Raw genomic sequence first — 13,696 nt, forward strand, 5'->3', positions numbered from 1 at the left:
AAAATTTGAGTATAAAAAACTACCTCACATAAAAAGGTAGTTTTATTTTTTTATTTATTTTTTAAATGTTTTATGATTTCAGTGTAAACTCTATCGCAATTTTTTTTATCTGTGTATTTCAAAAATTTTGGCTGTAATTTTTCAAATTTTTCTATTAAATTCTTATCGTAGTTAAAATTATTTTCTGAAATTTTTATGATATTTTCGACACATTTTTCCACACTTTTTACCTGTATTCCAAATAAATCTTTATTTTTTACATATGAGCCAACTTTTTTGTCATATTCATCTTTGTCAAACTGAAAAAATATTATTGGTTTATTTAAGTAATAAAAGTCATATGCAACGCTAGAATAATCAGTAATTAAAATTTCAGATTTTTCAAGTTCTTGCGTAATTTCAGCATCAGCTGGTAAAATTTTTACATTTTCAGAAAGTTCTATATTGTCGAAATTTTTTAAATAATCTTGCATAAGCTGATGAATGTAAATATTGAATTTTATATTATTTTTTTTAAGAAATTCATTTAATTTTGGATCTGTAATCAAATTTGTAATATTTTTAAAATAATCTGTATCTTCAATTTTTAAATTTTCTGATTTTATCCAATTTCTCCAAGTTGGCATAAAAAGTATTTCTTTTTGAGAACTTTTCACATTGTAAAGTTTATCATATCTGGGATAACCTGTTATAACTGCAGTATTTTCTGGAATCTGCCACCATACTTTAGTCTTTATATTCTTTTCAAAATTGGAGTCGCAAATGTTTAAGTCATAAGATTTTACAATGTCTTGAGCAATTTTTTGCGTCTTTTTATTCATCGGATGATTGACTTTAAATCCGACTGTTCCGTGATTTAGGAAAACTTTAAAAACTTTTTTGTGAAATCTTTTTAAAAGCGGGACAACGAAAAGGTAAGGGACTATATCAGCAGAAATTGAGTGAGAAAATAGCACAACTTCAGAATTCATAAAATATAAATAACTTTTTATGCTACCTTTAATTAATTTTTTTAATTTTTTGCGCTGATTTTGAATTTTTGTTAATTACCCAGTATTCTTCGATTCCTTCTTTTGCTCTTAAATATTCGTACATTGCACGACCGTTGTCAACATAAAGTTCACCAGCATTTCCACCCACAATCCAGATTTTTTTCTTTTTAAATGAATTTTTTTTAAAAGGATATAAAATATAGGCAATTAACATATTTACTAAATATTTCATTTTATTCATTTTTTTTATTTTTTTCCTTTCTATTCTGTAACATTAGATTTTTTTATAAAATTATACTATATCTTTCAAAATTTTTCCATACTTTTTTTATCAAAATAATTTTTTTATAATCAAATTATTGACAATCTTTGATTTGCAGAATATAATATAAAATGTGATGAAATGAGAACTTAATATTTAGGAGGTAATAAAATGGGAATGAGTTTAACTTACAAAATTTTAAAGAACAATTTGTTAAAAGGTGAGCTGAAAGCTGGAAATGAAATCGCTGTAAAAGTAAATCAGACACTTACACAAGATTCAACTGGGACGATGGCATATCTTCAATTAAATGCGATGAATGTGGATAAAGTCGTAACTGATATTTCTGTTGCATATGTCGACCATAATATGCTTCAGTCAAGCTTTGAAAATGCAGACGACCACGAATTTATAAAGACATCAGCGGCAAAGCATAACATAGTTTTTTCAAAACCTGGAAATGGAATTTGTCACAGATTGCATCTAGAAAAATTCGGAAAACCAGGAAAAGTTTTGATTGGTTCAGATAGCCACACTCCAACTGGCGGAGGACTTGGAATGATAGCAATTGGGGCGGGTGGACTTGACGTTGCAATTGGAATGGCAAGAGGACTTTATTATTTAAAAGTTCCAAAAGTTTATAACATTGAATTAAGAGGAAAATTAAAACCTTGGGTTTCGGCAAAAGATATAATTCTTTATGTTTTAAAGGAACTTACTGTAAAAGGTGGAGTTGGATTTGTGATGGAATATACTGGAGAAGGAATAAAATCCCTTTCTGTGGAAGATAGGGCCACAATTACAAATATGGGAGCTGAACTAGGAGCTACAACCTCAATTTTCCCAAGTGACGAAATTACCAGAGATTTTCTTAAAAAACAGTCAAGAGAATCTGATTTCATTGAATTACTGCCAGATGCAGATGCAGTGTATGATAAAAAGTTAATTGTAAATTTGGATGATTTGGTACCGCTTGCAGCATTTCCACACAGTCCAGACAATGTACATGAAATTCCAGATGAAAAAATAAAAGTTGACCAAATTGCAATAGGTTCTTGCACAAACTCTTCTTATTCAGATTTTATGAAACTTGCAAAAATTCTTGACGGGAAAAAGGTTCATCCAGATGTGAGCTTAGTGTTGTCGCCTGGTTCAAGCAACATTATGAAAATGATTTCTGAAAATGGAGCACTTGCTAAATTTATCGGAGCAGGAGCAAGACTTTTGGAAGCAGCTTGTGGACCTTGTATCGGAATGGGGCAGGCACCAAAATCAAATGGAATTTCGCTTAGAACATTTAACCGTAACTTTAAAGGAAGATGTGGAACAATGAACGCTGAAGTTTATCTGGTTAGTACAGAAACTGCGGCAGCTTCGGCTCTTACAGGATATTTGACAGATCCTCGTACTTTGGGTGAAGAAATAATTATTAAGCAGCCAGAAAAATTTGAATCTTCAGAAAATTATTTTATTTTCCCAAGCCAAGATGAAAATGAGAGAAAAAATGTAAAAATTGTGATGGGACCAAACATTAAACCATTCCCAATTGGAGAAGAATTAAAAGATACAATTACAAAAAAAGTTATTTTAAAAACTAAAGATAATGTAACAACAGATGACATTTGTCCATCAAATGCGGGATTACTACCATTCCGTTCAAATATTCCAAAATTGTCACAACATTGTTTTGAAACAATAATTCCTGATTTTAAAGAAAGAGCTGAAAAAAATGATGGTGGAATCATAGTTGGTGGAGATAACTACGGACAAGGTTCAAGCCGTGAACATGCAGCGCTTCTTCCATTATATTTAGGAATAAAAGCTGTAATTGCTAAATCTTTTGCAAGAATTCACAAGGCAAATTTAATAAATAGTGGAATAATTCCTTTAGAATTTGAAAATCAAAGCGATTACGACGGAATTGACGAATATGATGAATTGCAGTTGACTGATGTTGAAAATTCTTTAGCAAAAGGAGAATTTACAGTAAAAAATCTTACAAAAAATAATGAATTTAAAGCAAAATTCAATGGTTCAGCAAGAGAACTTAAAATATTGAAATATGGTGGATATTTGAAATTTGCAGTAAGTGATGAGTTTTTAAACTAATTTTTCTTTTAATTAAAAAATTGTCATTTATTTTGGGAAAGTAAGTGACAGTTTTTTAAATTATTAAAATAAACTATAACAAAGAAGGTGGATTTATGAAAAAAGTTACATTAATTCCTGGAGATGGGATTGGATTTGAAATATCACAAAGTTTGGAAAAAGTATTTAAAGCGGCAAAAGTTCCAATTGAATTTGAAAAAGAAAACGCTGGGACTACTGTTTATGAAAAAACTGGAGAACTAATACCTGAAAGTTTATACAAAAGTGTGGAAAAAAACAAAATAGCGATTAAAGGGCCGATTACAACACCGATTGGAAAAGGTTTTAGAAGTATAAATGTCTATTTGAGAAAAAAATATGACTTGTATTCAAATTTTAGACCATCGAGAACTCTTCCAGGAATTAAAACAAGATATGACAACATCAATCTGGTAATTTTTAGGGAAAATACCGAAGGGCTTTATATTGGAGAAGAAAAATATGAAGATGACAAAAAAAATGTGGCAGTTGCTATAAAAAGAATTACAAAAAAAGGAAGTTACAGAATAATAAAAAATGCTTTTGAATATGCCAAAAAAAATAACATTGACAAAGTGACAGTTGTACATAAAGCAAATATTTTAAAGTTGACTGACGGAATGTTTTTGAATACCGCAAGAGAAATTTCACAAGAAGCTGGTTATGAAAATATTAAATTGGAAGAAGTTATAATTGACAATATGTGTATGCAGCTTGTCACAAATCCAGAAAAATATAAAGTTATTGTTACAATGAACTTGTATGGAGATATTTTGTCTGATTTGGTCGCAGGACTTGTCGGAGGGCTTGGTGTTGCGCCAGGAGCGAATATTGGGGACGACATTGCGATATTTGAAGCAGTTCACGGTTCAGCACCTGACATTGCTGGACAAAATAAAGCAAATCCATTAGCAATTCTCTTATCAGGTGTGGAAATGCTAAGATATTTAAAAATGGACGAATTTTCTACAAAAATTGAAAATGCTATTTTAAAGACATTAGAATCAGGAGTAAAGACAGCTGATTTAGGTGGAAATGCAACAACTAGTGAATTTACGCAAAAAATTATAGAAAATTTATAAATTTTGCTTGAAAGGAGGGAGCTATTTGAAAAGTGATTTTATACACGAGCTGAGCCTTTTGATACAGGAGCATAATTTTATCTCGAAAGATATTTATGACAAGCTGGATGTCAAAAGAGGACTTAGGAATAAAAATGGGACAGGAGTTTTAGTTGGACTTACAAAGATTGGAGCGGTAGTCGGATATTCTGTCGAAGACGGTAAAAAAATTCCAAAAGAAGGTCAGCTTTATTTTCGAGGAATTCCACTAAAAATTCTTATTGAAAAATTTAAAGAAAAAGGAAATAGATATGCCTTTGAAAAAACAATGTTTTTGCTGCTTTTTGGAAAAGTTCCAGAAAATTTTGAGTTAAAAATGTTTTTAAGTACATTAAAAGAATTGCAAAATTTACCAGAAGAATTTATTGAAGATTTTATTTTGAGAAAACCAAGTGTAGATATTATGAATCAACTCCAAAGAACGGTTTTGTGTCTTTATACTCTTGATCCAAATCCTGATTCTGTGGAATTAAATAATTTGATAAATCAAACTTTAAATTTAATTGCAAAATTTCCAAGTCTTTTAGTTTATTGTTATCAGGCGACCAATTACAAGCATTTTAATAAAAGTTTAATTATTCATAATCCTGTTGAAGAATACAGTGTTGCTGAAAATATATTACATATGTTAAGACCAGATAACAAATTTACTGAACTTGAAGCGGAGATTTTGGATTTAATTTTAGTTATACACGCTGAGCACGGGGGAGGAAATAATTCGACTTTTACTTCTCACGTGGTTTCTTCCACAAGAACTGACACATATTCATCAATTTCAGCGTCAATTGGTTCATTAAAAGGACCTATGCACGGGGGAGCAAATTCAATAGTAACTAAAATGATACAAGATATTAAGAAAAACTGTAATTATACAGACAGAGAAAAATTAAAGGAATATATAAGAAAAATTTTTGAAAAAGAAGCTTTTGACAAAAAAGGGAAAATTTATGGAATGGGACACGCTATTTATACGCTTTCAGACCCAAGAGCTGTACTTTTAAAAGAAAAGGCTTTCGAACTTGCTAAAGATAAAAATTCGCTGGAGGAGTTTAAGTTATTTTCTGATATTGAAGAACTTACAAAAGAAGTTGGAAAAGAATTAAAGGGAGAAGATTTTACAATTTGTGCAAATGTTGACTTGTATTCAGGTTTTGTCTACAATTTATTGGATATTCCTCAAAATATTTTCACGCCACTTTTTGCACTTGCAAGAATTGCCAGTTGGAATGCGCATAGAATTGAGCAGATTATAATTGATAAAAAATTAATTCGTCCAGCTTATAAGGCGATTGATGAAGAAGGGAACGTTATTTTATAATTAATATATATTTTTTGCAAGGGGTCACCCCCCTTGTTTTTGTTTTTCTAGATTTTTACAACTTTCAATAAATTTATCAAATATTTTTTTCATTCCTAGATTCCCTCTGGAAGCCATCATTTCAGGATGCCACTGCACTCCATAAAAAAATGGATAATTTTTATTTTGAATTGCTTCTATAACTCCGTCATTTGCAGTTGCAATCGAAGTCAATTCTCTTCCCAAATCTTTTATCATCTGATGATGAAATGAATTTGTCCGAGCTTTTTTCCCAAAAATTTCAAATAAAATATTATTTTCTAAAATATTTATGTCGTGTGTCGGCAAATCAGCAAGCCATTTTTGCTTATGCTGAATATTTGTATCTACATATTTTATATCCTGATAAAGAGTTCCACCGTAAAAGACATTCATCAATTGAAGTCCACGACAAATCCCTAAAATAGGCTTTTTAGTTTTTAAAAATTCTTCTAAAATTGCAAGTTCAAAAGTATCTCGTTCAGGTGTAATATCCCCCAATTCTTGAAGACAGTCCTCGCCGTATAAATTTGGGTCAGGATCTCCGCCACCTGATAAAATTAGCCCGTCAAAATATTTTACTTGTTCTTTTATGACTTCAAAATTGTCTGTAATTGGAAGAATTACAGGAATTCCGCCGGAATTTATCATAGAATTGCTGTAATCAAGTGAAACCATAGTTCTGTTGTCATTTAATCTATTGGGATTTAAGTCCATCGAAGAAGTTATTGCAATAATTGGCTTTTTCATTTTTTTATTTCCTTTCTTTTCTCTTTTCTTTTCGCTTTACTTTATTTATTTGTTTTTATTTTCAAAATCTAAATTTTTTATTTATTTTCTACTCTTTTATAAAAATCAATAAAATTTTTATAAGTTACCATATCTATTTCGTTTTGAGAATATCCACGTTTTTTTAGAGCCAAAGTTATGTTGTTTAACTTAGTTACATTTTCAAGTCCATTAAGTCCTTCACAGCTTTCACCTGAAGGTGTGTAATATTCGTCAAAGTCAAGTCCAAATCCCACTTTGTCAAGTCCAATTTTTTCGGCGACATATTCCATGTGCTCAATTAGAGCATCAAGATTTTTTTTATTTTCATCACGACTCACAAAGTTGTGGTAGCTATTCATTCCAACCATTCCTTCATGCTCTCCAATACATAAAATCTGGTCATCAGTCAAGTTTCTAAGAGATGGACAAAGTGTTCTGGAATTTGAGTGCGAGGCAAAAAAAGGTTTTTTCGAATATTTTGCCACGTCCCAGAAAGTCTTGTCGTTGGCGTGGGATAAATCAAGTAAAATTCCAAGTTCATTTATCACTTTTATGGCATCTATGCCAAGTGGCGTAAGTCCACGGTTTTTATCTCCGCTTTGTCCAGTTGCAAAAGCGTTTGTTTCATTCCAAGTTAGTCCAATGTGGCGAATTCCCAATTGATGAAGTAAATAAATATAGTTAAGATTGTCGCCAATTCCAATTAATCCTTCGATTCCAAGAACAACTCTAAATTTTTTGCTCTTTTCTTTTTCTAAAATTTCAAAATCTTTTGAATTTTTTACAACATGAATTAAATCTTTGGAATAATACAATTCTCTGGTCATTGCACAAAGATCTTCCAAAAAATATTTTTCAATGTTCTCAACTTTTCTAAAATCAATATAAATTACAAAAATTCCTCCAAAAAGTCCACTTTCCAGAAATTTTTTTTCATATTTTTTTCTAATTACATCAAAATTTCCTTTTTGATACTCCCAAAAATTATCAGTCCAAACATCAGCATGCATATCAAAAATCATAATTTTCCTTCTTTCTTTTTTTTCTCTTTATTTTATTTATTTTATTTTTTTTCTTTATATTTATTTATATATTTCTTTTATCTGTTAATTTTATATTTTTTTCTTTTTTTCTCTTTTTTTAAACTCTTTTTTAGCTATTTTTTAAAATAAATTTTGATATTATCAAAATTTTTGTCAATATTTATTGTACATTCTGCTCCCAGTGGCAAAGTTACTAAATCTGGTTTTTTATGACCACATTCGATTCCAGTAATGACAGGCTTTTTAAAATCTTTAAAAAAATTATTTAAAAAATCGTCCAAAGTGTAATTTGGGTCGTAAGTGTTTTCGCAGCCGTCAAAATTTCCAAATAAAACGGCGCGGCAGTCGTCAAATTTTTCAGAAAGTTTTAAATGCGTCATCATTCTGTCAATTCTGCTAATTTCTTCTTCAATTTCTTCGATAAACAAAATTTTATGTTTTGTGTCAATCTCGTAATCAGTTCCAAGCGTTGTAACAAGTAAAGATAAATTTCCTCCAATTAATTCACCTTGTATTTCTCTAAATTTACTTTTAATTTCTTTTTTTATTTGCTCTTTATTCTCTTTTTCTTTTTTTTTATTTTCTTCTTCTCTTTCTTTATTTTCTTCTTCTCTTTCTTTTTCTCTTTCTTTCTCTATTATTTCTTTTTCTCTTTTGATTTCAATTTCGATAAAATTATTTTTATTTAATAAATTTAATTTTTTTGAATTTGGATTTTCAAGTTTCCATTTTTCTCCATTTTTCTTGTTTATTGAAAAAAGAAAAGATTTTTTTGTAAATTCGTTAAAGTCATAAAGCATATTTGATCTTATCATCGGACCGTGATATGTTCCAAGTCCGCATTTTTGGTTAAAAGCGATATTTAAATTAGTGACATCGCTGTAGCCGACAAAAAGTTTTGGATTTTTTTTTATTAATTCATAGTCGATTTTATCTAAAAGCTGTGAAGAAGAAAATCCACCTTTTACACAAAAAATAGCTTTTATTTCAGGATTTGAAAATGCTTCGTGCAAATCATTTATCCGAGTATCAGCACTTCCTGCCATATATCCTCCAATATTTTGAGAAAGGCTTTTTCCGACAACAGGATAAAATCCAAGATTTTCTACAATTTGTTTACACTCTTCTATTTCTTCTGGCAAAATAGGCGAAGAAGTGCATATTAAAAAAACTTTATCTCCATATTTAGGCGCTTGTGGAAATTTTATCATTTTAATTCTCCTTTTTGAATTTACAATTTTTTTATTAAATTTTGTTTTTGGGTAAAATTTTTTTCAACAATAATTTTTCCAATTTTATTTTTAAAGTCAAAAATTTCATCTTGAAATTCCAAAAAATACGGTTTCAAAAATTTATTTATCTCAAGAACTGCTTTAATTTCCCCCTTGTTTTCAAAAATATTTTCCAAATGCTCTAAGACAATTTTTTTTGTATTATCAAATGTCTTAACAGTTTTTATTTTCCCGGTTTGTAAAAATTCCCTTGCTTGAGCGATTAACCAAGGATTTCCAATAACTCCTCTTGAGAGCATAATTCCATCCAAATTACATTTTTTAACTTGCTCTTTTATAAATTTTGGCTCAAATAAATCTCCATTTCCAAAAAATTCTGTATTTCGTGGAAGTTTACTCAAATTTGAAACAATTTCCCAATTTGCCGTGCCAGAATAAAATTGATTTTGTGTCCTACCGTGAACGCAGATAAAATCAAGATTGTATTTGTTTGCCAAATCCAAAAAAATTTCTGGATTGTTAAAATTTTTGTAGCCAGTCCGAATTTTTATTGAAATTTTTGTGTCAGAATCTAATTTTGGAAGCAATTCTGAAAAAAGTTCGTCCATCAAATTGTAATTTTCCAAAAGTGCTGACCCCGCTCCATTTCTTATAATTTTTGGCTGCGGACAACCCATATTTATATTAATTTTTTTAAACCCAATTTCTTCTAATTTCAAAATTCCCAAAAGAAGTTCATTTTTATTGCTGCCAAAAATCTGTGTTCCAGTTTTTTCTTTGTCATCGCACTTCAAAAGTTCGTTAATCGTGGCATCATTTTCACGATTTAATAAATTAGCATTAACCATTTCTGTAAATAAAAGATCTGGATTAAATTTCTCCATTATTTTTCTAAAGGAATAATCGGTAATTCCTGACATTGGAGCCACATATATTTTCATTTTTTCTCCTAAATTTTTTATTTATTATATAATTTAAAATTAAAAAAATCAAATTAAAATTTTTTTGTAATATATATTACAGATTTTTTTTGAAAAATATGATAAAATTTTACCCGAAACAAACATTTACAAATATAAAAAATTATTACTTTCTAAAAATCTAAAAGAAAAAAAGACTTGTTTTTAAACTTAATAAAAAATATTTTGTTTATGAACAAGTCTAAAATTAATTTTTAAAATGTGAGGGGAAAAATATGAAAGATTTACTAAATGAAACGCTTTATGATATTATAAATGATGATCCAAAAATATATGATTTTTTCATTACAAATGGATTTGACAATTTTAAAAATAAAGAGATGCTTAAAATTATGGGGAAAAATATAAAATTGGGAATGGCACTAAAATCAAAAAGAATTAATCCAGAATTATTTTTGGAAAAACTAAATGCTTTTTTGAAAAAAGATAGTGAAGTCGATATTTCGCTTGAAGAAAATGAAGTTAATAAAAGCAAAGCTAGTAAAAATGATGTTTTGATTGAAGGAGTCCTGCCTTGTCCGATTAGAATTCCGCTATTGGAAGGAATTAAAGAGTGGGTTGACGCTCAAAATAAAAAAAATGACTACACAATTAAATATGAATTGCAGTCTGCAAATTTAGGACTTGACTGGGTTGTTGAAAAAGTTAAGACTGGAGATGCAAATGAAGTTCCAGATGTTTTGTTGTCAGCTGGATTTGAGCTTTTTTTTGACAAAAATTTGATGGGTCAATATATGGAAAATGGAATTTTTGAAACATATTTTGAAAATATGAATAAAGATTTTTGCAATGAAAATATTGATTTGCGAGATCCTAAAAAAAGATATGCAATAATGGGAGTTGTTCCAGCGGTATTTTTGGTGAACAAAACTGCTCTAAAAGATAGAAAAGTGCCACAGACTTGGGATGAGATTTTATCCGATGAATTTGAAAATTCGGTCGCACTTCCAATGGCAGATTTAGATTTATTTAATGCTTTAATCGTGATGGTTTACAAAGAATATGGAATAGATGGAATTAAAAAACTTGCAAAATCTTACAAAAAAAATCTTCATCCAGCACAAATGGTAAAAGCTAGGACAAAAGCGCAAGAAGCACCAGCAATAAGCATTATTCCATACTTTTTTTCACAAATGGTAAATGGAGCGAGTGATTTAGAAGTTGTCTGGCCAAAAGATGGAGCTCTTTTAAGTCCGATTTTTATGATTACAAAAAAAGAAAAAGCGGATAAAATTAAACCATTTTTAGATTTATTTTTATCGGAAAAAGTTGGAAATTTATTTTCAGCAAATGGAAAATTTCCTACAACTAATCCAAATGTTGACAATCACTTGGAAGAAAATCAAAATTTTAAATGGGTTGGATGGGATTTTATTTATAAAAATGATGTAGGAAAAATTGTTCGTGAAGGTGAAAAATTATTTGACGAAGAAATAAAAAAATATTTTTAATAAATTAGGAGAAAATTATGAATTTAGTTATATTTTCAGGACCGCCATCTTCAGGGAAAACAAGCGTTATTTTAAAAACGGTTGATGCACTAAAAAAACAAGGGATGTCAGTTGGTGTAGTAAAATTTGATTGTCTATATACAGATGACGACAAATTATATGAAAAAGCGGGAATTCCAGTAAAAAAAGGAATTTCAGGAGCTTTGTGTCCAGATCACTTTTTTGTGTCAAATATCGAGGAAGTTGTGCAATGGGGAAGAAGTTTGGGATTATCGGTTTTAATTACAGAATCAGCGGGATTGTGTAATCGTTGTTCGCCATACATTAAAGATATAAAAGGAGTTTGTGTAATTGATAATTTATCAGGAATTAATACGCCAAAAAAAATTGGTCCAATGTTAAAATCAGCTGATATTGTCATCATCACAAAAGGGGACATCGTTTCTCAAGCAGAAAGAGAAGTGTTTGCGTCGAGAGTTAATTCAGTAAATCCAACAGCTGTGACAATGCATGTGAATGGTTTGACAGGACAAGGAGCTTATGAATTGAGCACATTGTTGTATGAGAAAGAGAAAGAGATTGAAACAGTTCAAGGGAAAAAACTTAGATTTCCAATGCCTTCAGCGCTTTGCTCGTATTGCTTAGGTGAAACAAGAATTGGTGAAAAATATCAAATGGGAAATGTTAGAAAAATGAATTTAGGTGGTGCGAATGAATAGAAATTTAGTGGATAAACTTTCGATGAGAGAATTAATAGAAAAATATCCGTTTGCCGAAAATTTTTTTGTTGAAAATAATATAATTATTGAAGGATACGAAGATGAAACTTTCAGTAAATTTTTGAAAATGTTTACAGAAGAGCAAAAAGAAGATATGGCACTTGATGTGGAAAATATTGAGATTTCGTTAATTGAATATGTTGAGCAAATGAAATTGTTTTTGGGAATGGAAGAAGAAACAGGTGTTGAAACGCTTACAATTTTGGCTGGACAAGATAAAACGGGAAATCCAGAAGGATTTGGAAGGCTAGACATTCATAAATCAGAAATAATTTCAATCGTAGGACCAACAGGTTCAGGAAAATCAAGATTATTAGCCGACATCGAATGGACAGCACAAAAAGACACGCCAACTCAAAGAGAAATTTTAATAAATAACGAATCCCCTGACAAAAAGTGGAGATTTTCCTCAAATAATAAATTAGTTGCTCAATTATCGCAAAATATGAACTTTGTTATGGATTTGTCGGTTAAAGAATTTTTGGAATTACATGCTAAAAGCCGTATGGTTGAAGATGTGGAAGCTGTAACAGAAAAAATAATTTTAGAAGCAAATAAATTAGCAGGAGAAAAATTTAACCTAGACACAGCAATTACAGCCTTAAGTGGAGGACAATCAAGAGCACTGATGATCGCCGACACAGCAATTTTAAGTTCTTCTCCAATCGTTTTAATTGACGAAATTGAAAATGCTGGAATTGATAGAAAAAAAGCATTAGAATTATTGGTTTCTGCAGATAAAATAGTCTTAATGGCAACTCACGACCCAACACTAGCTCTAATTGCAAACAAAAGAGTAATCATAAAAAATGGTGGAATTGCTAAAATAATCAAAACTTCTCCAGAAGAAAAAGAAATCTTAAAAGAATTAGACAAAATGGATGAAAAAATTCAAAAAATGAGAGCAAATTTGAGAAATGGGGAAATCTTGAAATTGGAAACTTTAAAACTTTAAAATCTAAAATTATAAATAAAAAAATATATTGCTAAAATTAAATGCAATATATTTTTATTTTAAAAACTTTTATTTTTCTTCAGTCGTCACAAGTTCTGCAAGTTTTCCATCCACAACTTTTATTAATTCTTTGGTTTTAACTTCCATTTGAAGTCCTCGCTTTCCAGCGGAAACAACTATTTTATCAAACATTTTTGCTTCTGTATCAAAAAAAGTCTTGTATTTTTTCTTCATTCCAACAGGAGAACACCCTCCACGAATGTAGCCAGTATTTTTTTCAAGCTCAGAAAGCGGAAGTAGATCAATATTTTTTTCACCACAGGCTTTTGCCACTTTTTTTAAGTCCAAATGTTTCTCACTTTGAATGACGCAGACAAAAAGCTCTTTACTTTTCCCTTTTAACACAATCGTCTTAAAAATTCTGTCGGCTAATTCTGGAAAATGATTGCCAACTTCAGCTCCTACATGTTTATCTTCACTCCATTCGTAAGTGTGAATATCATAATGAATTTTTTGTTTGTCCAAAATTCTAAGTGCATTTGTTTTCGGTATTTTATGTTTCATACTTGTAAATCTCCTAATAATAAAATTTTTTATTTTTCTATATTAATATTATAACAAAAACTATTTTATTTTTAAATAAAAAA

General features: G+C 29.6%; 13 protein-coding genes. 6 read left to right on the forward strand and 7 right to left on the reverse strand.

Features of this window, described 5'->3' with window-relative positions; genetic code table 11:
- Nucleotides 1-50: 50 nt before the first annotated feature.
- The gene (locus AB8B22_RS02140) at nt 51-971 is read right to left on the reverse strand and encodes a CDP-glycerol glycerophosphotransferase family protein (protein ID WP_369711479.1); all 921 of its coding nucleotides are present in this window, start codon (nt 969-971) and stop codon (nt 51-53) included.
- A 28-nt stretch (nt 972-999) separates the two neighbouring features.
- The gene (locus AB8B22_RS02145; RefSeq protein ID WP_369711480.1) at nt 1,000-1,233 is read right to left on the reverse strand and encodes a hypothetical protein; all 234 of its coding nucleotides are present in this window, start codon (nt 1,231-1,233) and stop codon (nt 1,000-1,002) included.
- A gap of 192 nt (nt 1,234-1,425) precedes the next feature.
- Between AB8B22_RS02145 and AB8B22_RS02150 the strand changes: the two genes are divergently transcribed.
- The 3 genes from AB8B22_RS02150 (at nt 1,426) to AB8B22_RS02160 (ending at nt 5,820) form a co-directional block, all read left to right on the forward strand.
- Complete coding sequence (locus AB8B22_RS02150) at nt 1,426-3,363, forward strand: aconitate hydratase (protein ID WP_369711481.1); 1,938 nt, start codon at nt 1,426-1,428, stop codon at nt 3,361-3,363.
- 95 nt (nt 3,364-3,458) lie between these two features.
- Nucleotides 3,459-4,463, forward strand: a complete 1,005-nt coding sequence (locus tag AB8B22_RS02155) for an isocitrate/isopropylmalate dehydrogenase family protein (protein WP_369711482.1) — start codon at nt 3,459-3,461, stop codon at nt 4,461-4,463.
- A 25-nt stretch (nt 4,464-4,488) separates the two neighbouring features.
- On the forward strand, nt 4,489-5,820 hold the full coding sequence (locus AB8B22_RS02160) for a citrate synthase (RefSeq protein ID WP_369711483.1): 1,332 nt from the start codon (nt 4,489-4,491) through the stop codon (nt 5,818-5,820).
- A gap of 24 nt (nt 5,821-5,844) precedes the next feature.
- Here the strand turns inward: AB8B22_RS02160 and AB8B22_RS02165 are convergent, their stop codons facing one another.
- The 4 genes from AB8B22_RS02165 to AB8B22_RS02180 all read right to left on the reverse strand — a co-directional run bounded on the left by AB8B22_RS02165 (nt 5,845) and on the right by AB8B22_RS02180 (nt 9,825).
- Nucleotides 5,845-6,588: a gamma-glutamyl-gamma-aminobutyrate hydrolase family protein gene (locus tag AB8B22_RS02165; protein ID WP_369711484.1), complete on the reverse strand. Its 744-nt coding sequence runs from the start codon at nt 6,586-6,588 to the stop codon at nt 5,845-5,847.
- 77 nt (nt 6,589-6,665) lie between these two features.
- The gene (locus tag AB8B22_RS02170; protein ID WP_369711485.1) at nt 6,666-7,631 is read right to left on the reverse strand and encodes a dipeptidase; all 966 of its coding nucleotides are present in this window, start codon (nt 7,629-7,631) and stop codon (nt 6,666-6,668) included.
- A gap of 134 nt (nt 7,632-7,765) precedes the next feature.
- Nucleotides 7,766-8,863 carry a S66 peptidase family protein gene (locus AB8B22_RS02175; RefSeq protein WP_369711486.1) on the reverse strand — a complete coding sequence of 366 codons (1,098 nt, stop codon included), beginning with the start codon at nt 8,861-8,863 and terminating at the stop codon, nt 7,766-7,768.
- A gap of 20 nt (nt 8,864-8,883) precedes the next feature.
- Nucleotides 8,884-9,825, reverse strand: coding sequence for a tRNA dihydrouridine synthase (locus AB8B22_RS02180; protein WP_369711487.1), 942 nt, complete (start codon nt 9,823-9,825; stop codon nt 8,884-8,886).
- A gap of 254 nt (nt 9,826-10,079) precedes the next feature.
- On the opposite strand from AB8B22_RS02180, the gene AB8B22_RS02185 reads away from it, so the two are divergent.
- From AB8B22_RS02185 to AB8B22_RS02195, 3 genes are all read left to right on the forward strand, one after another.
- Nucleotides 10,080-11,315, forward strand: coding sequence for an ABC transporter substrate-binding protein (locus AB8B22_RS02185; RefSeq protein WP_094079139.1), 1,236 nt, complete (start codon nt 10,080-10,082; stop codon nt 11,313-11,315).
- 17 nt (nt 11,316-11,332) lie between these two features.
- The gene (locus AB8B22_RS02190) at nt 11,333-12,034 is read left to right on the forward strand and encodes a GTP-binding protein (protein ID WP_094079138.1); all 702 of its coding nucleotides are present in this window, start codon (nt 11,333-11,335) and stop codon (nt 12,032-12,034) included.
- Between the two features lie 208 nt (nt 12,035-12,242).
- Nucleotides 12,243-13,049, forward strand: a complete 807-nt coding sequence (locus AB8B22_RS02195; protein ID WP_211617242.1) for an ATP-binding cassette domain-containing protein — start codon at nt 12,243-12,245, stop codon at nt 13,047-13,049.
- A 69-nt stretch (nt 13,050-13,118) separates the two neighbouring features.
- Here AB8B22_RS02195 and ybaK read toward each other — a convergent pair whose 3' ends face one another.
- Nucleotides 13,119-13,613 carry a Cys-tRNA(Pro) deacylase gene (gene ybaK / locus AB8B22_RS02200; RefSeq protein ID WP_094079136.1) on the reverse strand — a complete coding sequence of 165 codons (495 nt, stop codon included), beginning with the start codon at nt 13,611-13,613 and terminating at the stop codon, nt 13,119-13,121.
- Between the last annotated feature and the right edge of the window lie 83 nt (nt 13,614-13,696).

Origin of the sequence: Leptotrichia rugosa, assembly GCF_041200005.1 — a bacterium.
GTDB classification, from domain to species: Bacteria; Fusobacteriota; Fusobacteriia; order Fusobacteriales; family Leptotrichiaceae; genus Leptotrichia; species Leptotrichia rugosa.

What these genes read in the sequence shown, in the direction of transcription:
- AB8B22_RS02140 (WP_369711479.1), bottom strand. Translation starts at nt 971, where the DNA reads ATGAATTCTGAAGTTGTGCTATTTTCTCACTCAATTTCTGCTGATATA.
- AB8B22_RS02145 (WP_369711480.1), bottom strand. Translation starts at nt 1,233, where the DNA reads ATGAATAAAATGAAATATTTAGTAAATATGTTAATTGCCTATATTTTA.
- AB8B22_RS02150 (WP_369711481.1), top strand. Translation starts at nt 1,426, where the DNA reads ATGGGAATGAGTTTAACTTACAAAATTTTAAAGAACAATTTGTTAAAA.
- AB8B22_RS02155 (WP_369711482.1), top strand. Translation starts at nt 3,459, where the DNA reads ATGAAAAAAGTTACATTAATTCCTGGAGATGGGATTGGATTTGAAATA.
- AB8B22_RS02165 (WP_369711484.1), bottom strand. Translation starts at nt 6,588, where the DNA reads ATGAAAAAGCCAATTATTGCAATAACTTCTTCGATGGACTTAAATCCC.
- AB8B22_RS02170 (WP_369711485.1), bottom strand. Translation starts at nt 7,631, where the DNA reads ATGATTTTTGATATGCATGCTGATGTTTGGACTGATAATTTTTGGGAG.
- AB8B22_RS02175 (WP_369711486.1), bottom strand. Translation starts at nt 8,863, where the DNA reads ATGATAAAATTTCCACAAGCGCCTAAATATGGAGATAAAGTTTTTTTA.
- AB8B22_RS02180 (WP_369711487.1), bottom strand. Translation starts at nt 9,825, where the DNA reads ATGAAAATATATGTGGCTCCAATGTCAGGAATTACCGATTATTCCTTT.
- AB8B22_RS02185 (WP_094079139.1), top strand. Translation starts at nt 10,080, where the DNA reads ATGAAAGATTTACTAAATGAAACGCTTTATGATATTATAAATGATGAT.
- AB8B22_RS02190 (WP_094079138.1), top strand. Translation starts at nt 11,333, where the DNA reads ATGAATTTAGTTATATTTTCAGGACCGCCATCTTCAGGGAAAACAAGC.
- AB8B22_RS02195 (WP_211617242.1), top strand. Translation starts at nt 12,243, where the DNA reads ATGAAATTGTTTTTGGGAATGGAAGAAGAAACAGGTGTTGAAACGCTT.
- ybaK (WP_094079136.1), bottom strand. Translation starts at nt 13,613, where the DNA reads ATGAAACATAAAATACCGAAAACAAATGCACTTAGAATTTTGGACAAA.